Annotated in this window: 23 protein-coding genes and 1 tRNA gene; 13 read left to right on the top strand and 11 right to left on the bottom strand. The window is 64.8% G+C overall.

Annotated elements, in window-relative coordinates; genetic code table 11:
* Positions 1–129: 129 nt before the first annotated feature.
* Complete coding sequence (locus AC25M7_RS07080) at positions 130–1,068, bottom strand: ZIP family metal transporter (RefSeq protein WP_028691760.1); 939 nt, start codon at positions 1,066–1,068, stop codon at positions 130–132.
* A gap of 126 nt (positions 1,069–1,194) precedes the next feature.
* On the opposite strand from AC25M7_RS07080, the gene AC25M7_RS07085 reads away from it, so the two are divergent.
* From AC25M7_RS07085 to AC25M7_RS07100, 4 genes are all read left to right on the top strand, one after another.
* Positions 1,195–1,386 (top strand): PLDc N-terminal domain-containing protein, encoded by a 192-nt coding sequence (locus AC25M7_RS07085; RefSeq protein ID WP_023629733.1) that lies wholly within the window; start codon positions 1,195–1,197, stop codon positions 1,384–1,386.
* Between the two features lie 186 nt (positions 1,387–1,572).
* Entirely contained in the window at positions 1,573–3,648 is a 2,076-nt protein-coding gene (locus AC25M7_RS07090) for an LTA synthase family protein (protein WP_207851778.1), read from the top strand.
* A gap of 144 nt (positions 3,649–3,792) precedes the next feature.
* A complete protein-coding gene (locus AC25M7_RS07095) occupies positions 3,793–4,029 on the top strand; it encodes a hypothetical protein (RefSeq protein ID WP_028691758.1) in 237 nt (78 codons plus the stop codon).
* A 185-nt stretch (positions 4,030–4,214) separates the two neighbouring features.
* Positions 4,215–4,547, top strand: coding sequence for a ribonuclease E inhibitor RraB (locus tag AC25M7_RS07100; protein ID WP_028691757.1), 333 nt, complete (start codon positions 4,215–4,217; stop codon positions 4,545–4,547).
* Between the two features lie 14 nt (positions 4,548–4,561).
* On the opposite strand, the gene AC25M7_RS07105 is transcribed toward AC25M7_RS07100, so the two are convergent.
* Entirely contained in the window at positions 4,562–5,365 is an 804-nt protein-coding gene (locus AC25M7_RS07105; protein WP_197866647.1) for a c-type cytochrome, read from the bottom strand.
* Between the two features lie 528 nt (positions 5,366–5,893).
* Here AC25M7_RS07105 and AC25M7_RS07110 point away from each other — a divergent pair.
* Complete coding sequence (locus AC25M7_RS07110; protein ID WP_062361585.1) at positions 5,894–6,619, top strand: amidotransferase; 726 nt, start codon at positions 5,894–5,896, stop codon at positions 6,617–6,619.
* A 42-nt stretch (positions 6,620–6,661) separates the two neighbouring features.
* Here AC25M7_RS07110 and AC25M7_RS07115 read toward each other — a convergent pair whose 3' ends face one another.
* The 3 genes from AC25M7_RS07115 to AC25M7_RS07125 all read right to left on the bottom strand — a co-directional run bounded on the left by AC25M7_RS07115 (position 6,662) and on the right by AC25M7_RS07125 (position 9,307).
* Positions 6,662–7,633, bottom strand: a complete 972-nt coding sequence (locus AC25M7_RS07115) for a magnesium and cobalt transport protein CorA (protein WP_028691754.1) — start codon at positions 7,631–7,633, stop codon at positions 6,662–6,664.
* 75 nt (positions 7,634–7,708) lie between these two features.
* Positions 7,709–8,428 carry a 1-acylglycerol-3-phosphate O-acyltransferase gene (locus AC25M7_RS07120; RefSeq protein ID WP_207851776.1) on the bottom strand — a complete coding sequence of 240 codons (720 nt, stop codon included), beginning with the start codon at positions 8,426–8,428 and terminating at the stop codon, positions 7,709–7,711.
* 189 nt (positions 8,429–8,617) lie between these two features.
* Positions 8,618–9,307 (bottom strand): crotonase/enoyl-CoA hydratase family protein, encoded by a 690-nt coding sequence (locus AC25M7_RS07125; protein ID WP_062361592.1) that lies wholly within the window; start codon positions 9,305–9,307, stop codon positions 8,618–8,620.
* Positions 9,308–9,596: 289 nt separating this feature from the next.
* Between AC25M7_RS07125 and AC25M7_RS07130 the strand changes: the two genes are divergently transcribed.
* A tRNA-Ser gene (locus AC25M7_RS07130) sits at positions 9,597–9,686 on the top strand.
* Between the two features lie 111 nt (positions 9,687–9,797).
* On the opposite strand, the gene AC25M7_RS07135 is transcribed toward AC25M7_RS07130, so the two are convergent.
* The 3 genes from AC25M7_RS07135 to AC25M7_RS07145 form a co-directional block, all read right to left on the bottom strand.
* Positions 9,798–10,805, bottom strand: a complete 1,008-nt coding sequence (locus AC25M7_RS07135; protein ID WP_486970891.1) for a hypothetical protein — start codon at positions 10,803–10,805, stop codon at positions 9,798–9,800.
* 215 nt (positions 10,806–11,020) lie between these two features.
* Positions 11,021–13,153 carry a TonB-dependent siderophore receptor gene (locus AC25M7_RS07140; RefSeq protein ID WP_486970892.1) on the bottom strand — a complete coding sequence of 711 codons (2,133 nt, stop codon included), beginning with the start codon at positions 13,151–13,153 and terminating at the stop codon, positions 11,021–11,023.
* Positions 13,154–13,414: 261 nt separating this feature from the next.
* A complete protein-coding gene (locus AC25M7_RS07145; protein ID WP_028691750.1) occupies positions 13,415–13,792 on the bottom strand; it encodes a hypothetical protein in 378 nt (125 codons plus the stop codon).
* Between the two features lie 440 nt (positions 13,793–14,232).
* Between AC25M7_RS07145 and AC25M7_RS07150 the strand changes: the two genes are divergently transcribed.
* From AC25M7_RS07150 to AC25M7_RS07170, 5 genes are all read left to right on the top strand, one after another.
* A complete protein-coding gene (locus tag AC25M7_RS07150) occupies positions 14,233–15,690 on the top strand; it encodes a serralysin family metalloprotease (protein WP_028691749.1) in 1,458 nt (485 codons plus the stop codon).
* Positions 15,691–15,756: 66 nt separating this feature from the next.
* Positions 15,757–16,122, top strand: a complete 366-nt coding sequence (locus AC25M7_RS07155) for an AprI/Inh family metalloprotease inhibitor (protein ID WP_232108913.1) — start codon at positions 15,757–15,759, stop codon at positions 16,120–16,122.
* A gap of 44 nt (positions 16,123–16,166) precedes the next feature.
* The gene (locus tag AC25M7_RS07160) at positions 16,167–17,888 is read left to right on the top strand and encodes a type I secretion system permease/ATPase (RefSeq protein ID WP_062361602.1); all 1,722 of its coding nucleotides are present in this window, start codon (positions 16,167–16,169) and stop codon (positions 17,886–17,888) included.
* Positions 17,885–19,177, top strand: a complete 1,293-nt coding sequence (locus AC25M7_RS07165; RefSeq protein WP_028691746.1) for an HlyD family type I secretion periplasmic adaptor subunit — start codon at positions 17,885–17,887, stop codon at positions 19,175–19,177. Before AC25M7_RS07160 ends, AC25M7_RS07165 begins: the two co-directional genes overlap by 4 nt.
* A 10-nt stretch (positions 19,178–19,187) precedes the next feature.
* On the top strand, positions 19,188–20,540 hold the full coding sequence (locus AC25M7_RS07170; RefSeq protein ID WP_486970893.1) for a TolC family outer membrane protein: 1,353 nt from the start codon (positions 19,188–19,190) through the stop codon (positions 20,538–20,540).
* Between the two features lie 97 nt (positions 20,541–20,637).
* On the opposite strand, the gene AC25M7_RS07175 is transcribed toward AC25M7_RS07170, so the two are convergent.
* Positions 20,638–21,825, bottom strand: coding sequence for an MFS transporter (locus AC25M7_RS07175; RefSeq protein WP_186597658.1), 1,188 nt, complete (start codon positions 21,823–21,825; stop codon positions 20,638–20,640).
* A 108-nt stretch (positions 21,826–21,933) separates the two neighbouring features.
* Here AC25M7_RS07175 and AC25M7_RS07180 point away from each other — a divergent pair, with 108 nt between their 5' ends.
* A complete protein-coding gene (locus tag AC25M7_RS07180; RefSeq protein WP_028691743.1) occupies positions 21,934–22,812 on the top strand; it encodes a LysR family transcriptional regulator in 879 nt (292 codons plus the stop codon).
* Between the two features lie 74 nt (positions 22,813–22,886).
* Here the strand turns inward: AC25M7_RS07180 and AC25M7_RS07185 are convergent, their stop codons facing one another.
* Positions 22,887–23,636 (bottom strand): 3-oxoacyl-ACP reductase family protein, encoded by a 750-nt coding sequence (locus tag AC25M7_RS07185; RefSeq protein ID WP_486970894.1) that lies wholly within the window; start codon positions 23,634–23,636, stop codon positions 22,887–22,889.
* 116 nt (positions 23,637–23,752) lie between these two features.
* On the opposite strand from AC25M7_RS07185, the gene AC25M7_RS07190 reads away from it, so the two are divergent.
* Positions 23,753–24,694 carry a LysR family transcriptional regulator gene (locus AC25M7_RS07190; protein ID WP_486970895.1) on the top strand — a complete coding sequence of 314 codons (942 nt, stop codon included), beginning with the start codon at positions 23,753–23,755 and terminating at the stop codon, positions 24,692–24,694.
* A 21-nt stretch (positions 24,695–24,715) separates the two neighbouring features.
* On the opposite strand, the gene AC25M7_RS07195 is transcribed toward AC25M7_RS07190, so the two are convergent.
* Positions 24,716–25,198 carry a GreA/GreB family elongation factor gene (locus AC25M7_RS07195; RefSeq protein ID WP_028691740.1) on the bottom strand — a complete coding sequence of 161 codons (483 nt, stop codon included), beginning with the start codon at positions 25,196–25,198 and terminating at the stop codon, positions 24,716–24,718.
* Position 25,199 lies beyond the last annotated feature (1 nt).

Genomic DNA, 25,199 nt, shown 5'->3' on the forward strand with positions numbered 1-25,199 from the left:
GTCGCGAAAGGGGTGCGAAGCGCCCCGAGGATTCGTGTATCAAGCTGATATCGCCGGGGCTGCTTCGCAGCCCTTTCGCGACACAAGGCCGCTCCTACAGGGATTGCGGACGGCCGGAGGATGTGTGCCTCAACCTAACGCGGTATCAAGAAACATCATCACCGCGAACCCGCCCATCAGCCCCAGCGTCGCTGCGGTCTGGTGCCCGTTGCGGTGGGTCTCCGGAATCACCTCGTGGGACACCACGAAGATCATCGCCCCCGCCGCCAGGCCCATGCTGATCGGGTAGGCCAAGGCGAAGCCAGTGGAAATGCCCAGGCCGATCACCGCGCCCAGCGGCTCCATCAGGCCCGAGCCGATCGCCACCATCATCGCCTTGAAGTTCGAAAGCCCCGTGGCGCGCAGGGCCAGGGCCACGGCCAGGCCTTCGGGAATGTCCTGGATAGCGATGGCGCTGGTCAGCGGCAGGCCGATGTTCATGTCGCCGTTGGCGAAGCTCACACCGATGGCCATGCCCTCGGGCAGGTTGTGCAGGGTGATGGCCAGCACGAACAGCCACACCCGGTTGACCCGCTCGGCCTGCGGGCCACAAGGGCCGGTGCTTTCATGCTCGTGCGGGGTAAAGCGGTCAAGGCCCAGCATCAGCAGCACCCCGAGGCCCATGCCCAGGACCACGGTGAAGGCCGCCGCCGGGCCGTTGCCGGTGATTTCGCGGGCGGCGTCCAGGCCCGGCAGGATCAGCGAGAACGAACTGGCGGCGAGCATCATGCCGGCGGCAAAGCCCAGCATCACATCCTGGGTGCGGGCGTTGACGTCGCGCAGGATCACCGCCAGCACAGCGCCCAGGGCGGTGGCGCCGAAGCCCGACAACCCGCCGAGCAGGGCCAGGTGCAGGTTGTCGGCGTGGTCGCCGTTGACCGCGTTCCACAGGCTCGCCAGCAACAGCGCGGCGACGGCCAGCAGGCTCAGGGCCAGGCCGGCGCTGAGCCATGGCGTTTCCCGGGCCTGTTGTCGCCAGGCGCTGAGCATTGAGTCGGGAGCGACACTTTGGGTGTGGGCGGGGGGCATGTGAACCTCGGAGCAGTGAATGACAGCAGTTTATCCACTGACCTGTGCGCCGGGCCAAGGATTCCCTTCTATCGAGGCCATAGCCCGCTATGCTCTTGAACACATTTACCGTGCGGGAGCGGCGCTATGGGGTCCACCTTCAACAGCCTGGTCGGCTTGATCATCCTGGCCCTGGATATCTGGGCCATTCTCAATGTGCTCAAGAGCGGCGCCGAGGTCGGCATCAAGGTGCTGTGGATCCTGCTGATCCTGCTGCTGCCGGTGCTGGGGCTGATCATCTGGGCGATTGCCGGGCCACGGGGCAATGTGCGGATCTGAAGCCGCTCATCCCAACTGTGTAACTTTGTAAGGGCCGGCTGCTCTCGACAAAATTTTCACACTCGATTTTTGAAAATCCGCGCCGCACAATGCGGCCTTGGTCCCACCTCGCGTTCGAGGGGCCGACCACCAGGCTGTCGGCGATCTCGCCTTCCCGCAAACCGCAATCCTAGGACCTCTCCATTCATGGCTAACACGGACGCCTTGAAGCAACAGGGCGTGCGAGGCTCGTTCTCGCCGACCCTGAAATCCCACCTGGCCTACACAGTGCTCAGTGGCCTGGTGATCATGCTGATGCTCAGCCTGGTGCGCCTGGCGCTGCTGGCCTACAACAGCGACATGATCGGCGACACGCCGTACTCCACTGTCGCCGAAGGCTTCTTCAATGGCCTGCGCTTCGACCTGCGGGTGGTGGTGTACATCAGCATCCCGTTGCTGCTGGCGCTGCTCAGCCCCTGGCTGATGGCGCGCCGTGGGCTGTTCCGCTTCTGGCTGACCATCGCCTCGAGCGTGGTGATGTTCCTCGGCCTTATGGAGATGGACTTCTACCGCGAGTTCCACCAGCGCCTGAATGGCCTGGTGTTCCAGTACATCAAGGAAGACCCCAAGACCGTCATGAGCATGCTCTGGTACGGCTTCCCGGTGGTCCGTTACCTGCTGGCCTGGCTGGTCGGCACCTGGCTGCTGAGCTTGCTGTTCAAGGGCATTGATCGCCTGACCCGTGGCGAGCAAAGCGTCCAGCCCGCCGGCAGCCGCAATGTCGCGCCATGGTATGGCCGCCTGGCGGTGTTCATGGTCGTGCTGCTGGTGGCCGTGGTCGCCGCACGTGGCACCCTGCGCCAGGGCCCGCCAATGCGCTGGGGCGATGCCTTCACCACCGACTCGAACTTCGTCAACCAGCTGGGCCTGAACGGTACGCTGACCCTGATCGACGCCGCCAAGAGCCGCTTCGGCGAGGACCGCGCCAACATCTGGAAGCCGGTACTCGACCAGCCGCTGGCCACCCAGACCGTGCGCGAGCAACTGCTGACTGCCAACGACACCCTGGTCGATGCCGACGAAGCACCGATCCGTCGTGACTTCCTGCCGCCGCAGAAGAACACCCTGGCGGTCAAGAACGTCGTGGTCATCCTCATGGAAAGCTTCGCCGGCCACTCGGTGGGCGCCCTGGGCAGCCCGAACAATATCACCCCGTACTTCGACAAGCTGGCCAAGGAGGGGCTGCTGTTCGACCGCTTCTTCTCCAACGGCACCCATACCCACCAGGGCATGTTCGCCACCATGGCCTGCTTCCCCAACCTGCCGGGCTTCGAATACCTGATGCAAACCCCCGAAGGCGGCCACAAGCTGTCCGGCCTGCCGGCGTTGCTCAGTGCCCGTGACTATGACGATGTCTACGTCTACAACGGCGACTTTGCCTGGGACAACCAGTCCGGGTTCTTCGGCAACCAGGGCATGACCACCTTCATCGGCCGCAACGACTTCGTCAATCCGGTGTTCTCCGACCCGACCTGGGGCGTGTCCGACCAGGACATGTTCGACCGTGGTAACGAGGAACTGGCCAAACATGACGGCAAGAAGCCGATCTACGCGCTGCTGCAGACCCTCTCCAACCACACGCCGTACGCCTTGCCCAAGGACCTGCCGGTGGAGAAGGTCACCGGGCAAGGGCGCCTGGACGAGCACCTGACCGCCATGCGCTATTCCGACTGGGCGCTGGGCCAGTTCTTCGAGAAGGCCCGCAAGGAGCCGTATTTCAAGGACACACTGTTCGTCATCGTCGGCGACCACGGCTTCGGCAACCACCAGCAGGTCACCGAGCTGGACCTGGGCCGCTTCAACGTGCCGTTGCTGCTGATCGCCCCGGGTATCCAGGAGAAGTTCGGCGCGGTCAACCACACCGTGGGCACCCAGGTCGACATCGTGCCGACCATCATGGGCCGCCTGGGTGGCCAGGCCCGTCACCAGTGCTGGGGCCGCGACCTGCTCAACCTGCCTGAGGGCGACCAGGGCGTGGGCATGATCAAGCCGTCGGGCAGTGAGCAGATCGTTGGCCTGGTGCAGGGCGACCGCATCCTCATCGAGTCCAAGGACATGACCCCGCGGATGTACCGTTATCAGTTGGGGAGCGAGTTCAAGGCCGAACTCATCGAAAGCCCGGACCAGCCGGAAATGCTGAAGAAACTCGAGGCCTATATCCAGACCGCGACCAAGAGCCTGCTGGACAACACCGCCGGTGTCGTCCACGGCACGCCGAAGTAAGGTCGCCGCCTGCCTCATGAAGCCCGCCCTGAACCGGCGGGCTTTTTTCATGCGGTTTCATCTACGTGGCTGAACATTCATTCCGGCGCGATGGTCAAGTGAGTACGCCGTTCCATTCACCGTTGCGCCAGCGAGGGTCGATCGATGAAAGCATGGGAAGTCAGCTTTGCCGACCAGAAGGGCGAGCCGCAGACGCTGCTGCTCAATGCCGAGCAATGCCCCAGCGAGGAGGATGCCGCCCGGGCGATCCGCTCGCGGCTGTTTCCGCTCATGGACGAACTGGACCTCAACGACTTCCAGGACCGTAGCTTTTCCCCCACGGCACGTTGGCTCAAGGAACAGAGCGGCGTGACCATCACCACCATTCGCGAAGCGCCCTGAACCGGGTGTCTCTGGCGTAGCGCCCACGCAGGCGCTACGCTCAAGTCAGGCGCCGGCCTTCTCTGCGGGCCGCCGCCGTTTTCATCGCGTCTTGCAATCCGCTCGTATTGTCAGGCATTCCTTGTGTGCCAGGCAGGTGCGTTGTGCACGGAAAGTCTATCCATTGCTTTGCAGGAGGACGTTTCATGAGCAGCCAGAACGACGACATCAGCAGCAGTGTCCTGCGCCAGATGAAAGCTGGCGGTTTCGATTTCACCCGCATCCACCCCATCGAGTTCTATGCCGTGTTCCCCAGCGAGGCCGGTGCCCGCAGGGCGGCGGGGCAATTTCGTGGCGAATCGCTCAACGCCCAGGTGAGCGAGCGCGACGACGGTGCCTGGCACCTGGAACTGAGCAAGGTGATGTACGCCACCCATGGCGGCATCGGCGCCTTCGAGCAGGCCTTCGAACGGGTCGTGTCACCCTATGGCGGAGAAGTCGAGGGCTGGGGCGTCAAGCAGGAAAGGCCGATCGCCTAGGCCCTGCGAGGCCATTAGTGCGCTTTGCGCCCCGCCATATGCTTCAGGTACGCCAGCACGGCATCGAGCGCCGGCTCATCCAGCACCTGGCTGGAAAACCCGGGCATCTTCGCCTGTGGCCAGCGCCGCAGGCTCTGCGGGTCGCGAATGTACTGGCGCAGGAAGGCCGGCTGGAAATACTCGGTGGGGTTGTGCGGCAGGTTCAGGTCCGGGCCCAGGTGCGCGTCGCCGGCGCCATTGAGGCGATGGCAGGCCAGGCAGTTCTGCTGAAACAGGGCAAAACCCTGGCGCACCGGGTCGTTCTCGGCCAGGGCCGGGTCGGGCAGCAGGGCGGGGAAGCGTGTCTCGACCGGGGGCAGGCGGCGGATGCTGGCGATCTGATACGGCCATTGTTCCGGGCGAATACCACTGGCCTGCGGTTGGGTCCATACCAGGTAGAACGGCCCTGCGCCTGGCTTGCCTTTGCTCAGCGCGGGCCAAGGGTGGCTGGGGTCCTCGATGGCCAGCCAGGCTTGCGCGGGGCCTGCCTGCAACAGCGGCCCGGCGGGCATCTCGGCGGCGAAGCCATCGAGGGCCACGGCCTGCAGGTGATCGCTCGGGATTACGCCCGGCAGCAGCACCGCCAGAGGCACGGCGCGGTAATGCAAGGTGCGCTTGTAGGCCACGTCCTGTTCGATGGTGATATCCCGCGCCTGCGGATGGGCAAGTAGCTGTTCACTGCTCCAGTGCCGGCTATCCCCACCCAGTTCCAGCGTCAGCTGTGCCGCTGGCGATGTCGGGGCGAGTAGCAGGCAGAACAGGGCAAGACACAGGCGCATGGGCGATCTCCAACCATCAAGGTCGGCAGAGTACCTGCGCGCAATCGGAAAATGCCACTGCCGCGTTCAGCCGAAGAGCCGGGTGAGGTTCGGCAGGATCAGCAGCAGCGTCGTGGCGAAGAGTATGAGGCCGGCTTGGCGTACCTTGGATTGTCTGAACATGGCGGACCGCCTTCTTGTTGTTATTCCTGAATAACCCTTGGCTTCCTTGTCTAGCGTCGGGTCGATCGCAGCGGCGTGATGGCACGCCGTTCCTGCTTGCCGCGTATATCTGGATATACAACCAACAGTAGGGCCCGCGTCATCCCTGATTCAGAACCCTTTGTTCTAAGATTTATCATGTCGATTCCTCATGGCTTTAAGGCCACTGGCCACCCCGCTGGCACGCTCAGGCTAGACGAGTGCGCGGCAGGGGTTACGAAGGGTTACAGGGCCTACCGTTCGTCCGGATATCCTACTTGCTTGTACGGCCCTTTCGCGTCAGTCTCTACAGCAAATCCCACCCACATGTCGTTCAGGACTACCCCTATGTCGTTACGCATCTGCATCCTTGAAACCGATGTCCTGCGACCGGAGTTGATCGCGCAGTACCAGGGCTACGGCAGGATGTTCGAGCAGCTGTTTTCGCGTCAGCCGATCGCGGCCGAATTCGATGTGTACAACGTGATGAATGGCGACTACCCCCCGGACGGCGAACGCTTCGATGCCTACCTGGTGACCGGCAGCAAGGCCGACTCGTTCGGCGACGATCCCTGGATCCAGACGCTCAAGGCCTACCTGCTCAAGCTCTACGAACGTGGCGAGAAACTGCTGGGCGTGTGTTTCGGCCACCAGTTGCTGGCGCTGACCCTCGGCGGCAAGGCCGAGCGCGCCGACAAGGGTTGGGGGGTGGGCGTGCACCGTTACAGCCTGGCGGCCCATGCGCCGTGGATGGACCCGCAGGTATCCGAGCTGACCCTGCTGATCAGCCACCAGGACCAGGTCACCGAGCTGCCCGAAGGGGCCACGGTCATCGCCTCGAGCGACTTCTGCCCGAACGCCGCCTACCACATCCGTGACCAGGTGCTGTGCTTCCAGGGACACCCGGAGTTCGTCCACGACTACTCCCGGGCATTGCTCGACGCGCGGCAGGCGTCGCTGGGCAATGAAGTCTATGAGAAGGCGGTGGCCAGCCTGGCCACCGAACACCAGGGGGATCTGGTGGGCGAATGGATGCTGCGTTTCGTCCAGCAGCCCGGCCGCCGCGCGATCTGAGAGGCGCATCGACCTCAATCGCGGGTTCCCCCGCGATTGGCGTTACAGCCAGCCCGAACGCTTGAAGCTGTAGTACAACCCCGAACAGCCCAGGGCGATCACCCCCAGCACGCCGAAGTAACCATAGTGCCAGGCCAGCTCCGGCATGTTCTCGAAGTTCATCCCGTAGATCCCGGCGACCGCCGTGGGAAACGCCAGGATCGCCGCCCAGGCGGCGAACTTGCGCTGGGTGATGCTTTGCCGTGACGACTCCAGCAGCATGCCGATCTCGATGGTCTGGCTGGCGATGTCGCGGATCCCGGCCAGGTCCTCCATCTGCCGCGTGACATGGATCTGCACGTCGCGAAAGTACGGGCGCATGTTCTTGTCGATGAACGGAAAGCTCAGGCGCTGCAGTTCTTCGCTGATCTCCACCATCGGCGCCACGTAGCGGCGCAGGCGCAGGATGTCGCGGCGCAGGCTGTGCAGGCGCTGGATGTCTTCTTCCTTGAGTGAATTGCCGAGCACGCTCTGTTCCAGCTCCTCGATCTCGCCGTGGATGGCCTCGCTCACCGGTTGGTAGTTTTCGGTGACGAAATCCAGCAGTGCGTAGAGCACGAAGTCCTCGCCGTGTTCGAGCAGCAGCGGGCGCGCTTCGCAGCGCTGGCGCACCAGGGCATAGGACTTCGAGTGACCGTTGCGGCAGGTGATGATGTAGCCGTTGCCGGCGAAGATATGGGTCTCGATGAACTCGAGCTTTCCTTCGTGGCGTACCGGCGAGTAGGTAACGATGAACAGCGCGTCGCCGAAGGTCTCGAGTTTTGGCCGGCTATGTTTCTCCAGGGCGTCTTCGATGGCCAGCTCATGCAGGCCGAACTGGCGCTGCAGGTTGGCCAGTTCCTCTGCATTGGGCTCTTCCAGGCCGATCCAGACGAAGTGTCCGGGCTTGCGCGCCCATTCGGCGCCCTCGTCAAGGCTGATGTTGGTGACCTTCCTGCCGGCGCTGTACACCGCCGATGCGACGACTCGACCCATGGTTGTCCGCTTATCCGATTGAACACGCTACACAGCTTGGGCTGTGTAGCGGTGCGGGGCAAGTCCGCACGCAGGTCAGGGCGTGGTGACTTCGCTTTCCATATGGTCGATGCAGTGTTGCATCTGGCTGCGGCATTGCTCGATCAGTGCGGGCAAGTCCTGCTGGGTCAGGCCCGCGGTGGCGATCGGTGCCAGCGAGCGGATGATCACGGTGCGCTGGCGCCAGCTGTTCAGGCGCAGGCGCTGGGTGTAGCGGCTGACGCACACCGGCACGATCGGCACACCGGCCTCGATGGCCATGTGGAAAGCGCCCTTCTTGAACGCCAGCAATTGCTCGCCGGGGTTGCGCGTGCCTTCCGGGAAGATCCAGATCGAGGTGTCGTCGCGCAGGGTCCGGGTGGTGGTCTGCATGGCCTTGCGCGCCTGGTAGGCGTTCTTGCGGTCGACCAGCACATTGCCGCCCAACCAGAACAGCTGGCCGAACAGCGGAATCCAGCCCAGGCTCTTCTTGCCGATGGCCACGGTGCGGCGCGGCACGACCTGGCCGAGGATGAACAGGTCATAGTTGGACTGGTGGTTGGCGATGATCACGCAGCCGGGGGGCTGGTCCCACAACGGACCGACCTCGGCCTTGACCTTGATGCGCATGAGCCAGGCGGCCGGCACGCTGTACAGGCGGGCGAACAGGCGGCTGTTGTCGGGATTGAACGGGCGCAGCAGGCCGATCACCAGACCGACGACACCCACGAGCAGGAAGTGCAGCGCCAACAGGAGCATGCGAAGCATAAAAAGCATGGTACGACTCACACCGGACAGTCGCGGCGCAGTGTACGGGTGTGCACTGTCAGGGGCAAACGTTGCTATGGCGTATGGGGCTTTGACCTCGTGGGAGCGGGCTTGCCCCGCGATGCGATCGCCAGGCGGATACCATCGCGGGGCAAGCCCGCTCCCACAAAGCGTACTTAGAAAAGCCTGTGGACGGGATCAGCCCAGGTGGTTCTGGTCCGCCAGGATCGCCTCGTCCAGCGCTTCCAGCAGTGCCTTGCGCACTTTCAGCTTGGTGTTCTTGTGCGCCAGCATGTTCAGCTTCTTCAGTTCGCGGGCCGCGGCCAGGGCGGTTTCCTGCAACTGCTCGGCGGGCACCACCTTGTCGAGGAAGCCGGCTTCACGGGCGCCCTGTGGGTCGAAGATCTCGGCGTTGTTCACTGAACGCTGGAACGCCGCGCGGCCCAGACGGTCGCGGGCCAGTTCGATACCGGCATGGTGCATGGTCATGCCGATCTGCACTTCGTTCAGGCAGATCTTGTAGGGGCCTTCGACCCCGATGCGGTAGTCACCCGACAGCAGCAGGAAAGCGCCCTTGGCCACGGCATTGCCGGGGCAGGCGACGATCACCGGGAACGGGTGCGACAGCAGGCGGCGGGCCAGGGTGGAGCCGGCGGTGACCAGGCCGACGGCCTCCTTGGGGCCGGCGGTCATCACCTTGAGGTCGTAGCCGCCGGAGAGAATGCCCGGCTGGCCGGTGATGATCACCACCGCGCGCTCCTCGACGGCGCGGTCGAGCGCGGCGTTGAAGGCTTTGATGACGTCCGGGGAGATGGCGTTGACCTTGCCGTTGTTCAGGGTCAGGGTGGCGATGCCGTCTTCGGCATGGTAGGTAATCAGCTCGCTCATGGCAGAGTCCTTTGGATGGCGTGGCGATGACGTTACCCAGCGGCACCGGTCAGGTAAAGCGCCAAGACTGACTGGTCAGTCAGCGCTGTGTCCTTGCGCCCTGTAGCCTCGGGGCAGCGGCGCAAGGTGCGGGAAAAGCGCTGGGCACAATGGCAGCATTGCCCTGATTGGCCCGGTTTTTTGGTCGGTTGGCTTAAGCGCATGAAAATTCTGAAAAAAATGCTTGCCAAAGGAAAAGGCTTCTACTAAATTAGCGCGCCTCGACAGGCTGAATAGCTTGAAGAGAAACGGTGAAGTGTCCGAGTGGTCGAAGGAGCACGCCTGGAAAGTGTGTATACGAGAAATCGTATCAAGGGTTCAAATCCCTTCTTCACCGCCACATTCTGCGAAAAGCCCCCGAATCGAAAGGTTCGGGGGCTTTTTGTTTATTACGGCATGGTTTGTGGCTGCGCAGGCCTGGGCAGGCTTGCGCAGCAGTCAGTGGTCGGATTTAGCCGTGGGGCCGGCGCTCGGCAAATGCCCGAAATTCCCGGTCGCTTGCCCAGAGCTTGTCTATCTCGGCCTTTCGCTTTGTCGAAGGCGTGGCTTTCAGTGCTTCAAGCGCTTTGCCCCAAAATACGTAGCGGGTCGCATTCAGGTAGGCGCAATCGTTCGGGTTGCGGCCTAGCAGGTAATAGCGGCCAGCCTTGCGCAGTTCTCGGCTCAGGCCAATCAGTCTGAATCTGTTGCCCAGCCTGTGCTTGAGGCTCGGGGGTGGTATGTGGCTGGGCACTCCCCGCGATACCTCGACCAGTGCGCGGCTGAACTGCTCATCGAAACGCTGGAAGAACAGCCCCACCATGGCGTGGTAATAGGACTTCTGTGAATAGTAGTGATGCACGCAGTCGCGGGCCTCGACCACCTGCTTGTCGCCCAGCATGAAGGAAACGGCGATCTGCTCCATGGTGTGCAGTTGCGTATGCAAGTGTGCCCATTGATCGATCAGGGCGATCGCTTCGTCCAGCAGTCCGGTGTGCCGGCGAGTCATTCCGCAGATACCGCTGTTGTAGAGACGCAGCGAAGGGCTGGGGGAACGTTTGCTCGCCGCCAGTTCCGCGACCAGCCCGGTGTAGTCGTCGCGCTGCGACGCGTGCTGCCAGCAGAACTCGTACTGGTCCATGAGGAAGTGCTCATCGCTGACGCGGTCGAAGAGCAGTGCCGGATCTTTCACGAAGATGGTGTCGGTATCGACGAAGATGGTCTTTTCGGCGAGCTCCATGCCCCGACGAATCGCCATGGCCTTGCGTCGGTGAACGTAACCGGCCGGTCCCATCCAGTCCGCCAATGTCGCCTCGTCCAGAAATTGCGTATGAACCGGCCAGCCTGCAAAGGCCTCGGGATGGTCGGTGAACACGCTAATGCTGAAACTCTCGCGATCGGCTTGGTGGCGCAGGGCGGAGAGGATGCTGAACTTTGCTTCGTGCAGGTAAGCGGTTTTCTTTCCGTACAGAAGGTACAACAGATGATTCGACTGCATAAAAACTGAATTCCAATATCCCTATCCGGCTCTGCGCCTACCGGGTGGCATAATGCCATATGCGTGTTGAAGCCTCCAAACGGCTTTCAACTGGTGTGGTGACGATTGTGTCGCAGGGGGGAGCGGCACGGTGAGAGGCCTGCGCGCCGTTCGACCGCGAACGGGGGATTATGTTTGCCGCTCGCCCGCCGCAGCGCTCAAAAACTGACACTGGCCGACAGCCGGGCGGTTCGCGGCGCTCCCTGGAACAGATAGTTGTCGCCCAGGTAGTCGCCCACATCACGCCAGTAGCGCTTGTCGAAGACGTTGTCCACGGTCAGGCGCAGTACCGTGTCGTAGCCGCCGATAGTTGTGCGGTAGCGGCTGCCGATGTCGAACACGGTATAGCCGCCGACTTCGACATCACCGGTGTGGTCGGCGTACTTGCTGGCGCTGTAGCGGGCGCCGCCGAGCAGGGCCAGGCCGGGGACGGGCAGGGCGTAGTCGGCCTGCAGTGCCGCGCGCAGGCGCGGGACGTTGATCGCCTGGTGGCCTTCGTAGGCGTCGGTGTCGCTGTTCTGCACGCGGGCGCGGATTGCCGCCGCACTGGCCTGGATCTGCAGGTTGGAGGTCACCCAGCCACTGGCGCCGAGTTCGAGGCCGGTGTTCTTCTGCTGGCCCGACTGCACGTAGGTCGGCGTTGGGGTGACGTCGGGGCGGGCATATTGGTAGGCCTGGCGGATCTGGAACAGCGCCGCGCTGAAGCTCATGCCCTGCCAGTCGCGCTTGATGCCGATTTCGAGCTGGCGCGACAGGGTGGGGGCGAGGATCTCGGCGGCGTTGCTGGCGAACCAGGGCGCAGTGCCGCCTGCGGAAAGGCCATTCGAATAGCTGGCATAGAGCGTGGTATCGGGCTGCGGCTTGTAGATCAGTGCCGCATTGGGCAGCAACTGGTACTGTTGGGTATGCCGTCCGGCGACACCGTTCTCATTCCAGGTCTTCTCGTCCAGCCGGACCTCCCGGGCCCCGATCACGGTCTGCCAGTGTTCGTCGAAGGTGATGCGGTCGCTGAAGAACAGGCCGTATTGGCGGCTGTCGAGGCGACGTTCGCTGGCGCCGATCGGTTTGCCGGAGGGCGCGTAGGCTGGCGCATTCGCGTTGATATTGCCGCTGCCGATCCATTCGTTGTAATACGGCCGCTGATCCAGCGTACGGCGTTGCGCGCTGGTGCCCAGGGTCAGCTCATGGCTTACACCCAAGGCGTCGAAACGCCCGTCGAGCGTGGCCTGCGCTTCGTCGGTCCGTCGCGTGTCGTCGGGACTGCGGAAATCGTAGATGTCGTAGTCGCCGTTGCTGCCGAAGAAGGCGCCCTCACTCGAGCCCCAGGCAAACGCACTGTAGTCGTCGATCACCACCTTGCTGCGCGAAGCGCTCAGGGTGCCGTTCCAGTTGTCGTTGAACTGGTACTTGAAGCGCCCGCCCAGGTTCAGCGAGTCGTTCTGCACCGGCTTGGCCCAGGACTGCCAGGCCAGGTGATCCTTGGGGGCGATGTCGTGGGGCAGTTGGCTGCCGCCGAGCAGTTGATACCCCGGAACCGAATATTGCTCGCGGTGCTGGTATTCGGCGTCCAGTTCCAGCACGGCATTTGGGTTGATCTGCCAGTCGAGCGCCAGGGAGGCGAAATCCCGCTTGCCGTCGGCGTGGTCGACATAGGAACGGATGTCCTCGTGGGCCAGATTCACCCGCAGGCCGAACTGGCGCTCGGCGCCGAACCAGCCGCCCAGGTCGGTGGCCAGGTAGCGTTCGCCCTGTTCATTGCTCGAGACCGTTACCGTGCGCACGTCCTCGGCCCGCTTGGTCACATAGTTGACCAGTCCTCCGGGCTCCGACACGCCGCTCTGCAACCCCGACAGCCCCTTGAGCAACTCCACCTGCTGCTTGTTCTCCAGTGCCACGTTCTGCTCGCCGGCGATCGTCTGGCCGTTGATCCGATAACTGCTGGCAGCGTTGAGCTCGAAGCCGCGCACGTTGAAGTTCTCGTAGTAGCCGATGGGCGCGTAGCTTTCGCCCACCGAGGCATCGCTTTGCAGCACCTCGCTCAGCTTGCGCACCTGGCGGTCGTCCAGCAGCTGGCGGCTGAACACGCTGACCGAGGCCGGGGTGTCGAGCAGCGGCGCGCTGTGCAGGCCGCCGACCTGGGCTTCGCGTGCCTGGTAGCTGGTGTCGTCCTGAACCTCAAAGATGTGCACCGGGGCGAGGGTCACGCTGTCCTCGGCCAGGCCCTGGCCACTGTGCAGGGCAAGGCCCAGGCCGAGCAGGCCAAGGGGCAGGCGGGGGCGAAGCGGGGTCATGCAAGGCTCCTTGAAAGAGGACGCGCCGTTATCGCTCGGCAGCTGTCGGGCAGGCAAAAGGGCGCCATGGTAGCAGGCTGCCGGGCAATCTTTCAGGGGCAGAGGATGGGGAGGCCGGAGGCGATTGCGATGCAGGCGCTATCGCGGATCGAGCCCGCTCCCACAGTCCCGCATCAGTCTTCGGGCATGCGCATCTGCTGTGGGGGCCGGCTTGCCGACGATGACGCCAGTACAGTCAATACGAGCTAAGTCGCTGTCGATTCAAGCCGCCGCCGGCCGCTGGTGCCGGCGCCAGCTGTCGTCGATCTTCGACCAGGTCTTGCCGTCGGTGATGGCCAGCAGCTTGCGGCCATCCTTGAAGGTGGCGAGGAAGGTGACTTCCTCCTCCTTGCCGCCCAGCAGCAGACCGGCCAGCAGGCCGACCGGGCCGGCCACCAGGGCGCCGGCCACGCCCCAGCCAAGGGCGCTACCGAGGCTACGGGTCGATTCGAGGTTGGCCAGCTTCAGATCCTCGATCCGCGCCAGCGAAATGCGCTCGCCGGGCGAGGGGCTGCGCGGGGTCTTGAGTGTGAGCGCTCCATTGCGATACTCGCCTTCACCTTGCAAGAAATCGCCGGATTGCACCGTGAGTCTTGTCATTGTGTCGTCCTGTCAGGAAGGGGTCGTTGACCAACGCCTACTGAGCGCTTGCCACGCCGGCAAGTCAACGAGCAGGCGACGGAGGGTCGTGTGGCGGGTTGTCGCGCAGTAAAGCGCATAGACGAGCGAGCGGCGGCGCTCAACAAGTGAAAGTCGCATTTTCGAAAGTAAACTTCGAACCGTTGTCTATAACTGCCATGGGTCATGACTGTAACTAATGCTTATCGCTGGCGCCGTTGATCCATCGCAGTTTGCGCAAATTAGTGCGGCACAGTTAATTTTCGAAAACGAAAAAATGGCGTCAAAAAACGCTGGACATTAAGTTTCAATGTGTGTCAGTTTTTTTGCGCCTCATAAAGGCGAGTGACAGGAAGTTCTCGCCCGGTGGGAGAACCCTGTCGGACATCAACTGCTTTTTTGTACACAAGGAAGTAATCTGCATGTCGAAAGTCAAAGAAAACGCCATTGTTTCCGCCGTTTCCGCACTGCAACCGAAGGGGCCAAGTTCGTCCTTCGGCCTGATCGACAGCTTTGCCCACCAGTACGACCGCGGCGGCGCGAACATCAATGGCAAGAAGTCCTTCACGGCCGACCAGGCCGCCGATCACATCCTGCGTGACGGCGCTGCCTGGAAAGACCTGAACAAGGACGGCACGATCAGCCTCACCTACACCTTCCTGACCAAGGCACCTTCGGACTTCTACAGCCGCGGACTGGGCTCCTTCAGCCAGTTCAGCGACCTGCAGAAGCAACAGGCCAAGCTGTCCATGCAGTCCTGGGCTGACGTGGCCAAGGTCACCTTCACCGAGGCGGCATCGGGCGGCGACGGTCACATGACCTTCGGCAACTTCAGCGCCAGCAACGGCGGCGCAGCATTCGCCTACCTGCCGTTCGACGGGCCTGGCTCGCACAAAGGGGAGTCCTGGTACCTGATCAACAGCGGCTACCAGGTCAACATCAACCCGGGTACCGGTAACTACGGTCGTCAGACCCTGACCCACGAGATCGGCCACGTACTGGGCCTGTCCCACCCCGGCGACTACAACGCCGGCGAGGGTAACCCGACCTACCGTGACGCCGACTATGCCCAGGATACCCGTGGCTACAGCGTCATGAGCTACTGGAGCGAGAGCAACAACGGGCAGAATTTCATCAAGGGCGGCGGTCAGTACTACGCCTCGGCCCCGTTGATGGACGACATCCTGGCGATCCAGAAGCTCTATGGCGCCAACTACGCCACCCGTGCCAGCGACACCACCTACGGCTTCAACTCCACCGCTGATCGCGACTTCTACTCGGCCACCTCGGCCTCGTCGAAGCTGGTGTTCTCGGTGTGGGACGGTGGCGGCAACGACACCTTCGACTTCTCCGGGTTCACCCAGAACCAGAAGATCAACCTCAACGAAGCATCGTTCTCCGACGTCGGCGGCATGGTCGGCAACGTCTCCATCGCCAAGGGCGTGACCATCGAAAACGCCATCGGCGGCTCGGGCAACGACCTGCTGATCGGCAACGCGCTGGCCAACGTGCTCAAGGGTGGTGCCGGCAACGACATCATCTACGGCGGCGGCGGTGCCGACCAGCTGTGGGGCGGCAGCGGCTCGGACACCTTCGTGTTCGCGGCCGTCAGCGACTCCACCAAGGCGGCGCCGGATCGCATCATGGACTTCACTTCGGGCGTGGACAAGATCGACCTGTCGGCCATCTCCGCGTTCGCCGTGAACAAGCTGCCGCTGCAGTTCGTCAACGCCTTTACCGGTCATGCCGGCGAGGCGCTGCTGACCTACGACCAGGCCACCAACCTGGGCAGCCTGGCCATCGACTTCACCGGAAACAGCTCGGCTGACTTCCTGGTGACCACCGTTGGCCAGGCCGCTGTCACCGACATCGTGGTCTGATGCAACAGGGGGTGGCGCCTGCGCGTCGCCCCTTTTTGCCGGTGAGGCGAACCAATGAAAGCAAACTTGAGAACGATCGCGCTGGCCGCGATCCCCATGGTGTCGATGACCGAGGTAGTCATGGCGAGCAGCCTGTTACTCCCCAACGCCGCGCAACTGGCCGGCCGTTGGCAGCTTTACCCCGAACAGCAGCAGGCCCAGGCTTGCGACCTGCGTCTTGGCGCCACGGAAGGCGAAATCGAAGGTGATCTGGAGTGTGCCAAGGGGCTGATAGGCCTGCGCCCCGGCAGTTGGCTGGTGACCCCCGACACCCTGGCCCTGGTGGGCGGTGACGGCAGCAGCGTGGTGCACTTCAGTCGCGAAGGCGCCCAGCGTTACGCCTGGACCACCCCGGACGGCAAGCAACTGGTGCTTGAGCGCCTCGACAAATAATCCCAGCCTGGAACTAGAAAGTTCCAGTTGAGCCAGGGCGAAACATGAAACTACCGAGCAAAAAGCCCGGGACGCCTTTGTGGGCGGCACTCGGCGAACATAAGTCGACCTTGATCAGCGTGGGCTGTTTCACGGCATTGATAAACTTGCTCATGCTGGTGCCGTCGATCTATATGCTTCAAGTGTACGACCGTGTACTGAGTTCGCAGAACACCACAACTTTGTGGGTGTTGACGCTGATGGTGGTCGGTTTCTTCGTTTATATAGGCGGGCTTGAAGCAATCCGCAGTTTCATTGTCATCCGCGTGGGCAACCAGTTGGAGAAAAGTTTCAACTTGAAGGTCTACCGCGCGGCCTTCGAGCGCAATTTGCGCCAGCGTGACGGCGCCGCCGGGCAGGCCCTGGGCGATCTGACCCAGCTGCGCCAGTTCATTACCGGCCCCGCGCTGTTCGCCTTCTTCGATGCGCCCTGGTTTCCCATCTACCTGGCAGTGATCTTCGCCTTCAACGTCTGGCTGGGGGTGATGGCCACGGTCGGCGCGCTGTTGCTGATCGCCCTGGCGATCCTCAACGAACGCCTCACCCACGCCACCCTGGCCGAGGCCAGTGGCTTCCAGCAGCAGTCGACGCAACTGGCCGGCAGCCAGCTGCAAAGCGCCGAGAGCATCCAGGCCATGGGCATGCTCGGCGCCTTGCGCCAGCGCTGGTACACCTTGCACGGGCGCTTCCTCGACCTGCAGAACAAGGCCAGCGACACCTCGGCGGTGATCACCGCCACCAGCAAGGGCCTGCGCCTGTGCCTGCAATCGCTGGTGCTGGGGCTGGGCGCACTGCTGGTGATCGAGGGGCAGATGACCCCGGGCATGATGATCGCCGGTTCCATCCTGATGGGCCGTGTGCTCGCCCCGATCGACCAGCTGATCGCGGTATGGAAGCAGTGGAGTGGCGCGCAGCTGGCCTACCAGCGCCTGGACGTCCTGCTGCGCGAGCACCCCGAGCCGCCGACGCCGATGCCGCTGCCGGTGCCCACCGGGCAACTGGCCGTGGAGCAGGTCAGCGCCGGCCCGCCTGGGCGCAACCTGGCCACCCTGCAGCAGGTGAACTTCGCCCTGGCGCCGGGTGAATTGCTCGGCGTGCTGGGCGCTTCGGGCTCGGGCAAGTCGACCCTGGCCAAGGTGCTGGTCGGTGTGTGGCCGACCATCAGCGGCCATGTGCGCCTCGACGGCGCCGAGCTCAGCCAGTGGGATCGCGATGCCTTGGGCCCGCATATCGGCTACCTGCCGCAGAACATCGAACTGTTGCGCGGCAGCATCGCCGAGAACATCGCCCGCTTCGGCGAGCTGGACGGCGTCAAGGTGGTCGAGGCGGCCCGCCTGGCGGGCGTGCATGATCTGATCCTGCGCTTGCCCCAGGGCTACGACACACGCCTGGGCGAGGAGGGGGTCGACCTTTCCGGTGGTCAGAAGCAGCGTATCGCCCTGGCCCGCGCCCTGTACGGCGATGCTCGGTTGATCGTGCTCGATGAACCCAACTCCAACCTCGACAGCCACGGCGAGGCCGCGCTCGCCAGTGCCATTGTCCAGCTCAAGGCCCAGGGCCGCACCGTGGTGCTGGTGACCCACCGCAGCGCGGCGCTGGCACAAGCCGACAAGCTGCTGGTAATGAACGAAGGGCGCATGCAGGGCTTCGGCCCGGCCCGCGACATCCTCCATGCCATGGGCCAGGCCCCGGCGCAACGCCCGCTGCAAGCCGGAGGTGGCGCATGAGCCAGCACACCCGTGACGCACGTTTCCATGTTCGCCTGGGGTGGCTGCTGACCCTGGTCGGTTTCGGCGGTTTCATGGCCTGGGCCAGTCTCGCCCCGCTCGACCAGGGCGTGCCGGTGCAGGGCACCGTGGTGGTGTCGGGCAAGCGCAAGGCGGTGCAGTCGATGGCCGCCGGCGTGGTCAGCCGCATTCTGGTCAGCGAAGGCCAGCTGGTGCGCCAGGGCGAGCCGCTGTTCCGCCTCGACCGCACCCAGGTGCAGGCCGATGTCGATGCGCTGCAGGCCCAGTACCGCATGACCCGCGCCGCCTTGGCGCGCTGGCAGAGCGAGCGCGACAACCTGGGGCAGGTGCAGTTTCCCGCTGAGTTGCTGGAAGATTCCGATGCCCGCCTGGCGTTGATTGTTGAAGGCCAGCGCCAGCTGTTCGACAGCCGCCGCCAGGCCCAGGCCCGCGAGCAGGGCGCCTTGGCCGCCAGCATTGACGGCTCCCAGGCCCAGCTGACCGGCATGCGCCGCGCGCGCAGCGACCTGCAGGCACAGGCCGATTCGTTGCGCGAGCAGCTCGACAGCCTGCGCCCGTTGGCCGGCGACGGCTATATCCCGCGCAACCGTGTGCTCGAGTACCAGCGCCAGCTGTCGCAGGTGCAGCGCGACCTGGCGCAGAACGCCGGCGAGAGCGCGCGCCTGGAGCAGGTGATCGTCGAGGCCCGGCTCAATCTGCAGCAGCGCCGTGAGGAGTATCAGAAAGAAGTGCGCACCCAGCTTGCCGAAGCCCAGGTCAAGGCCGCGACCCTGGAGCAGCAGCTCAATTCCGCGCACTTCGAGTTGCAGCACAGTGAGATCCTGGCGCCGGCGGACGGCGTGGCGGTCAACCTCGGCGTGCATACCGAGGGCGCCGTGGTGCGGGCTGGCGACACCCTGCTGGAAATCGTGCCCCAGGGCACCGCGCTGGAAGTCGAAGGGCGCCTGCCGGTGAACCTGGTGGACAAGGTAGCGCCGCAGCTGCCGGTGGACATCCTGTTCACCGCGTTCAACCAGAACCGCACGCCACGGGTGACCGGGGAGGTGGCGCTGGTGTCGGCCGACCAGCTGATCGACGAGCGCAGCGGCCAGCCGTACTACGTGCTGCGCAGCACCGTCAGCGAAGAAGCGCTGGCGCGTCTGCAGGGACTGGCGATCCGCCCGGGCATGCCCGCCGAGCTGTTCGTGCGCACCGGCGAGCGCTCGCTGCTCAACTACCTGTTCAAACCCCTGCTCGACCGTGCAGGCACCGCCTTGACCGAACAATAAGGACCGCCCAGTGAAGAAGTTCCCACTGATCGGGCTGCTGCTGGCCTGTGTCTGGCTGCCGACCGCCGTCCAGGCGGCCATGGGGCCGTTCCAGGTGTACGAGCAGGCCCTGCGTCGCGACCCGACCTACCTCGCGGCGTTCAAGGCCCGCGAGGCCGGCCAGGAATACCGCGCCATCGGTCGCGCCGGCCTGCTGCCCAGCCTGTCGTACAGCTACAACAAGGGGCGCAACGACTCCGAGGTGCGTTATCTCGGCGATTCGCGTCGGCAGAAGGAGGACCGTACTTACAACAGCATGGGCTCGACCTTCATCCTTCAGCAGCCGCTGTTCGACTACGAAGCCTATTCGAGCTACCGCAAGGGCGTGGCCCAGGCGCTGTTCGCCGACGAGAGCTTCCGCGACCAGAGCCAGCAGTTGCTGGTGCGGGTGATGACCAGCTACACCCAGGCCCTGTTCGCCCAGGACCAGATCGCCATCAGCGTGGCCAGCAAGCAGGCCTACCGCCAGCAGTTCCAGCAGAACCAGCGCCTGTTTGACGCCGGCGAAGGCACCCGCACCGACATTCTCGAGGCCCAGGCCCGCTATGAGCTGGCCGATGCCGAGGAGATCAAGGCGCGCAACGAGCAGGATGCCGCGCTGCGCGAGCTGGGGGCGCTGATCGGCGAGCCGGCGGTGCGGGTAGAAGACCTGGCGCCGCTGCGCCTGGGCTTCGCCCTGCCGGTGGTCGACCCCAGCGGCTACGAGGCGTGGCAGGAGCGGGCCCTGGCCAACAACCCGCAACTGGCCTCGTCGCGCCAGGCGCTGGAAGTGGCGCGGTACGAAGTCGAGCGCAACCGTGCCGGGCACCTGCCCAAGGTGACTGCTTTCGCCACCTCGCGGCGCCAGGAGTCGGACAGCGGTAACACCTACAACCAGCGCTACTACACCAACACCGTGGGCATCGAAGTCAGCGTGCCGATCTTCGCCGGGGGCGGGGTGCTGGCCTCGACCCGCCAGGCCAGCCGGCACCTGGAGCAGGCCGAGTATGAGCTCGACGGCAACACCCGCAGCGCGTTGATCGAGCTGCGCAAGCAGTACAACGCCTGCGAGTCCGGCGCCAGCCGCCTGCGCGCCTACGAGCGGGCGCTGGTGGCGGCCGAGGCGCTGGTGGTGTCCACCCGCAAGAGCGTGCAGGGCGGCGAGCGGGTCAACCTGGATGTGCTCAACGCCGAGCAGCAGCTGGCCACTACCCGCCGCGACCTGGCCCAGGCGCGTTACGACTACCTGCTGGCGTGGATCAAGCTGCATTACCAGGCCGGGGTGCTGAGCGAGACGCAACTGGCGCGGGTGGATGAAGCGTTCATCGAGGGCAAGTCAGGCTGAGCCCAAGGCTCCAGGTCATGCACAAATCCCTGTGGGAGCGGCCTTGCCGAGGCGTCGGACCGGTCGGCAAGGCCGCTCTCACAGAGGGGCCGGGCATTCAGGCGGCCACGACCAGCTTCCCGCGCTTGCGCTCAGCCAACCCCCACACCACCAGCGCCAGCGCCCCGATCACCAGCCCGGCCACCACGATCCCATCCCACCCACGCACCTCGAACAGCTGCGTCCCCAGCAACGACCCCAGCGCCCCGCCTATGAAGTAGCAGGTGATGTACCCGGCATTGAGCCGTGTACGCGCCTCCGGCCGCAGCACGATCACCGCGTTCTGGTTGCTCACATGCACCAGCTGCACCGCCAGGTCGAGCAGCAGCACCCCCACCAGCAACGCCACCAGAGACTGCTGCGCGAAGCCCAGCGGCACCCACGACAGCAGCAGTGCTACCAGCCCCACGGTAGTGCCCAGCGGGCCCTTGCCGCGATCGGCCAGGCGCCCGGCCCAGTTGGCCGCCAGCGCGCCGATCGCGCCGGCCAGGCCGAACAGGCCGATCACCGCGTCGGAGTAGTGGTAGGGCGCATTGCTCAGCAGGAACGCCAGCGGCGTCCAGAACAGCGCGAACAGGCTGAAGGCCAGCAACCCCAGCAGCGAACGCAGGCGCAGCACCGGCTCCTCGACGAACAGACGGAACACCGAGCCGATCAGCGCCGGGTACTTGAGCCCCGCGTGGCTGTGGTGTCGCGGCAGGCTGCGGTAAAGCGCGAGGGCGCTGATCGCCATCAGCACCGCCGCCAGCACGTAGATGCTGCGCCAGCCGCCCAGTTCGGCCATGAAGCCGGCGGCGGTGCGCGCCAGCAGGATGCCCAGCAACAGCCCGCTCATCAGCGTGCCCACGGCGCGCCCACGCTGCTCCGGGGCACTGAGGGCGGCGGCCATGGGCACCAGCACCTGGGCCACCACCGAGAACAGCCCGGTCAGCGCGGTGCCCAACAGCAGCCAAGGCAGGCTCGGCGCGCAGGCGCTGATCACCAGCCCGGCGGTAGCGACCAGCACCATGGTGACGATCAGCCGGCGCTGCTCGAACAGGTCGCCCAGCGGCGCCAGCAACAGCAGCCCGGCGCCGTAGCTGAGCTGGGCGGCGATGACGATGGTGCCGGCGCTGGCGGTGCTCAGGCCGAATTGTTGGGCGATGCTGTGCAGCAGCGGTTGGGCATAGTAGTTGCTGGCCACGGCCAGGCCGGTGGCGGTGGCCATCAGCAGGATCAGGGCGCGTCCAAGAGTCGGGGCGGTCATGGATAGTCTCGTTGCAGGCAAGGGTGTGTGGCGACAAGTATCAGGAAGTGTCTGGCATGACACCAATGTATAGTTTTCAACTTATCCATCTTGAAAGCAGATAGTTCGATGAACCTAAAGCAGCTCGAATACGCCCTGGCCGTGGCCGACACCGGCAGCTTCACCCGCGCCGCCGAGCGCTGCCACGTGGTGCAGTCGGCCCTCAGCCACCAGGTGGCGCGGTTGGAGGCACAACTGGGGGTGAGCCTGTTCGAGCGCAGTTCGCGGCGCGTGCGCCTGACCCCGGCCGGCGAGGCCTTCGTGCTCAGCGCCCGACCGGCGGTGGCGGCGGCGCGGCGGGTGGCCGAGGATGTGGCCGCCGCCTGCGGGCAGGTGCGTGGGCGTCTGTCGATCGGTGAGATCAGTTCGCTCACCGCGCTGGACCTGGTCGATCTGCTGGCGGTGTTCCATGAGCGTTATCCGGATGTGGACGTGCGCTGGTTGACCGCCAAGAGCGAGTTGCTGGTGGCGGATGTCTGCGAACGGCGCCTGGATGTGGGCTTCATCGGCCTGTGGCAGGGCGAAACGCTGCATGGTGTGCAGCATCGCCTGCTGGCGCGGGAGGAGCTGGTGGCGGTGTTGCCGCCCGGCCACCGGCTGGCGGGCAGGGCGCAGCTGGCCCTGGCCGATCTGGCCGATGAGGTGCTGGTGGACTTTCCCGAGGGTACCGGGGCGCGTCGGCAGACCGACGAGGCGTTCCAGGCGGCGGGGTTGCGGCATCGGGTGCAGTTCGAGATCGGCCATATTCGCCTGGTGGAAAAGTTCGTCCAGCGCGGGATGGCGCTGGGGTTGGTTCCCGAGCGTATCGCCCGGGGTTTTCAGGGCGTGGCCACGGTATCGCTGGTGGATGCGCCGGTGCGGCATCTTTACGCGGTCTGGTCGCCGAGCCCCACGCCCGCGGCGCGGGCTTTTCTCGATGTCATGGAGCAGAGCCTTCTCGCCATCTGATGTCTGATCGCTTCGACATTGGCGGTGCTTGCAACGCTGCTCCTTGCGCGATCTGGGTAACCAGGGATCGCGAATCAGGCCGCGAACCCTCCATCGGCCAGCAGGCTCGCCCCGGTGATGTAGCCCGCTTCAGGCCCCGCCAGGTAAGCCACGAAACTGGCGATCTCGTCCGCCTGCCCGTAGCGCCCGATGGCCATCAACGGAATCAGGCTCTCGGCGAACTCGCCGCTGGCCGGGTTCATGTCGGTGTCCACCGGCCCCGGCTGCACATTGTTGACGGTGATCCCCTGCGACCCGAGGTCCCGGGCCAGGCCCTTGGTCAGGCCGACCAGCGCCGACTTGCTCATGGCATAGGGGGCGCCGCCGGCGAACGGCATGCGCTCGGCGTTGGTGCTGCCGATGTTGATGATCCGCCCACCCTTGCCCATGTGTTTCACCGCCGCCTGGGTGGCCACGAACACGCTGCGCACGTTGATTGCCAGCAGGCGGTCGAAGTCGGCCAGGTCGAACTCGGCCACCGGCGCCACCGCCAGCACGCCGGCGTTGTTGACCAGGATATCGAGGCCGCCGAAGGCCTTGGCGGTGTCGGCGACGGCCTGTTGCACGGCCTGGATATCGGCGCTGTCGGCGCGCAGGGCCAGGGCCTGGCCGCCGGCGTTGTTGATTTCACCGGCCAGGGCCTCGGCGCTGGCGTTGGAGCTGACGTAGGTAAAGGCGACCTTGGCGCCGTCGCGGGCCAGGCGCCGGACAATGGCCGCGCCGATACCGCGTGAACCGCCCTGGACCAGGGCCACCTTGCCGGTGAGGGGAAGTGTTTGGGACATGCTGATCTCCTGCGGTGAAGCAAGGCCGGATGCCTTGGGATGGACGCAGTATCCGCGCTCGATTACCTGTTGATAAGATGGCAATCGAGTTACTTAGAATAAACCAGGAGTTGATAATGGCCGTGGTGGAATCGTTCAGCAGCCTGGAATGCTTCATCCGCAGCGCCGAAGTCGGCAGCTTTGCCGAGGCGGCCAGGCGCCTGTCGCTCACCCCGGCGGCGGTCGGCAAGAACGTCGCCCAGCTCGAGGCGCGGCTCGGCGTGCGCCTGTTCCTGCGCAGCACGCGCAAGCTGACCCTGACCGAGGCCGGGCAGCGCTTTCTGGCCGAGGTGAGCGAGAGTTTCCGCACCATCCAATATGCCGTGGCCAACCTTGCCAACTGCGAAGGGCATCCTTCGGGCGTGCTGCGCGTCAGCATGGGCACGGTATTCGGGCGCCTGTACGTGTTGCCGCTTTTAGGTGAGTTCCTCGCCCGTTTTCCGGCGGTGACCGCGGACTGGCACTTCGACAACCGCCAGGTCGACCTGATCGGCCAGGGCTTCGATGCCGCCATCGGTGGTGGCTTCGAACTGCCGCCCGGGGTGGTGGCACGCAAGCTGACCCCGGCGCACCGGGTGCTGGTCGCTTCGCCGGGCTACCTGCAACAGCACGGACCACTGAGTCGCCCGGAGCAGTTGCAGGCGTGCGCCGGCATCCTTATCCGCTCGCCGCAGACCGGCCGGGTGCGCAGCTGGCCGCTGACCAGTCGCTGGCAGGAGCAACAGCCGCTGCAACTGCCCCAGCGCCTGACCATGAGCGATTCGGACGCCGCCTGCGCGGTGGCCGAGCAAGGCCTGGGCATCGCCCTGGTCAGCCTGCCGTTCGCCTTGCCCTACCTGACCCAAGGGCGCCTGAGCCGGGTATTGCCGGACTGGTACGTGGACGATGGACATATCAGCCTGTACTACGCCGAGCGCAAGCTGTTGCCGGGCAAGACCCGGGCCTTCATCGATTTCGTGGTGGAGCAGTTCGCCGAGCGGGGGCTGGCGGGGCGGTTCGATGCGCTGCGGGGGCATTGATGGCCCCGCGATCGCGCTGGCTCAGGTGATCTCGATGATGAACTGCACCTGCGCCACTGCGGACACCACCAGGCTCACTTCATCATCCACCCGCTTGCCGAGCAGTTGCTGCCCCAGTGGTGCGCGCGGCGTGATCACCGTTACCAGCCCATCCCCCTCGCCAATCTTCAGGCCGGCCCCTTCCGGCCCGAGGAACAGCCGGCGCCGCTGGCCCGCCTCGTCTTCCAGGGTCACCAGGCAACCGATCTGGATCCCCCGCGCCGGGTCGTAATCGCGCAGCGCCAACTGCTGGTAGGTCAGCAACGCCTGGCGGATCTCGGCCGTGCGCCGCGCCTGCCCGGTGGCCAGGTACGACGCCTCAAGCCCCAGGGTGTCGTACTTGTTCTCGGCGATGTTCTCTTCGGCGGTGGCGGCCTCGTAGGCGGTCTGGGCGGCGCGACGCAGCACCTCCATGTCGTGCTCGAGGGTGGCGATGATGCGTTGCAGCAGGCTGGCCTTGTCCATG

Source organism: Pseudomonas sp. P106(2024) (genome assembly GCF_057480815.1).

Excerpts from the sequence above, each read along its gene's own strand:
- AC25M7_RS07080 (WP_028691760.1), bottom strand. The coding sequence starts at position 1,068 with ATGCCCCCCGCCCACACCCAAAGTGTCGCTCCCGACTCAATGCTCAGC.
- AC25M7_RS07085 (WP_023629733.1), top strand. The coding sequence starts at position 1,195 with ATGGGGTCCACCTTCAACAGCCTGGTCGGCTTGATCATCCTGGCCCTG.
- AC25M7_RS07090 (WP_207851778.1), top strand. The coding sequence starts at position 1,573 with ATGGCTAACACGGACGCCTTGAAGCAACAGGGCGTGCGAGGCTCGTTC.
- AC25M7_RS07095 (WP_028691758.1), top strand. The coding sequence starts at position 3,793 with ATGAAAGCATGGGAAGTCAGCTTTGCCGACCAGAAGGGCGAGCCGCAG.
- AC25M7_RS07100 (WP_028691757.1), top strand. The coding sequence starts at position 4,215 with ATGAGCAGCCAGAACGACGACATCAGCAGCAGTGTCCTGCGCCAGATG.
- AC25M7_RS07105 (WP_197866647.1), bottom strand. The coding sequence starts at position 5,365 with ATGCGCCTGTGTCTTGCCCTGTTCTGCCTGCTACTCGCCCCGACATCG.
- AC25M7_RS07110 (WP_062361585.1), top strand. The coding sequence starts at position 5,894 with ATGTCGTTACGCATCTGCATCCTTGAAACCGATGTCCTGCGACCGGAG.
- AC25M7_RS07115 (WP_028691754.1), bottom strand. The coding sequence starts at position 7,633 with ATGGGTCGAGTCGTCGCATCGGCGGTGTACAGCGCCGGCAGGAAGGTC.
- AC25M7_RS07120 (WP_207851776.1), bottom strand. The coding sequence starts at position 8,428 with ATGCTTTTTATGCTTCGCATGCTCCTGTTGGCGCTGCACTTCCTGCTC.
- AC25M7_RS07125 (WP_062361592.1), bottom strand. The coding sequence starts at position 9,307 with ATGAGCGAGCTGATTACCTACCATGCCGAAGACGGCATCGCCACCCTG.
- AC25M7_RS07140 (WP_486970892.1), bottom strand. The coding sequence starts at position 13,153 with ATGACCCCGCTTCGCCCCCGCCTGCCCCTTGGCCTGCTCGGCCTGGGC.
- AC25M7_RS07145 (WP_028691750.1), bottom strand. The coding sequence starts at position 13,792 with ATGACAAGACTCACGGTGCAATCCGGCGATTTCTTGCAAGGTGAAGGC.
- AC25M7_RS07150 (WP_028691749.1), top strand. The coding sequence starts at position 14,233 with ATGTCGAAAGTCAAAGAAAACGCCATTGTTTCCGCCGTTTCCGCACTG.
- AC25M7_RS07160 (WP_062361602.1), top strand. The coding sequence starts at position 16,167 with ATGAAACTACCGAGCAAAAAGCCCGGGACGCCTTTGTGGGCGGCACTC.
- AC25M7_RS07165 (WP_028691746.1), top strand. The coding sequence starts at position 17,885 with ATGAGCCAGCACACCCGTGACGCACGTTTCCATGTTCGCCTGGGGTGG.
- AC25M7_RS07175 (WP_186597658.1), bottom strand. The coding sequence starts at position 21,825 with ATGACCGCCCCGACTCTTGGACGCGCCCTGATCCTGCTGATGGCCACC.
- AC25M7_RS07180 (WP_028691743.1), top strand. The coding sequence starts at position 21,934 with ATGAACCTAAAGCAGCTCGAATACGCCCTGGCCGTGGCCGACACCGGC.
- AC25M7_RS07185 (WP_486970894.1), bottom strand. The coding sequence starts at position 23,636 with ATGTCCCAAACACTTCCCCTCACCGGCAAGGTGGCCCTGGTCCAGGGC.
- AC25M7_RS07190 (WP_486970895.1), top strand. The coding sequence starts at position 23,753 with ATGGCCGTGGTGGAATCGTTCAGCAGCCTGGAATGCTTCATCCGCAGC.
- AC25M7_RS07195 (WP_028691740.1), bottom strand. The coding sequence starts at position 25,198 with ATGGACAAGGCCAGCCTGCTGCAACGCATCATCGCCACCCTCGAGCAC.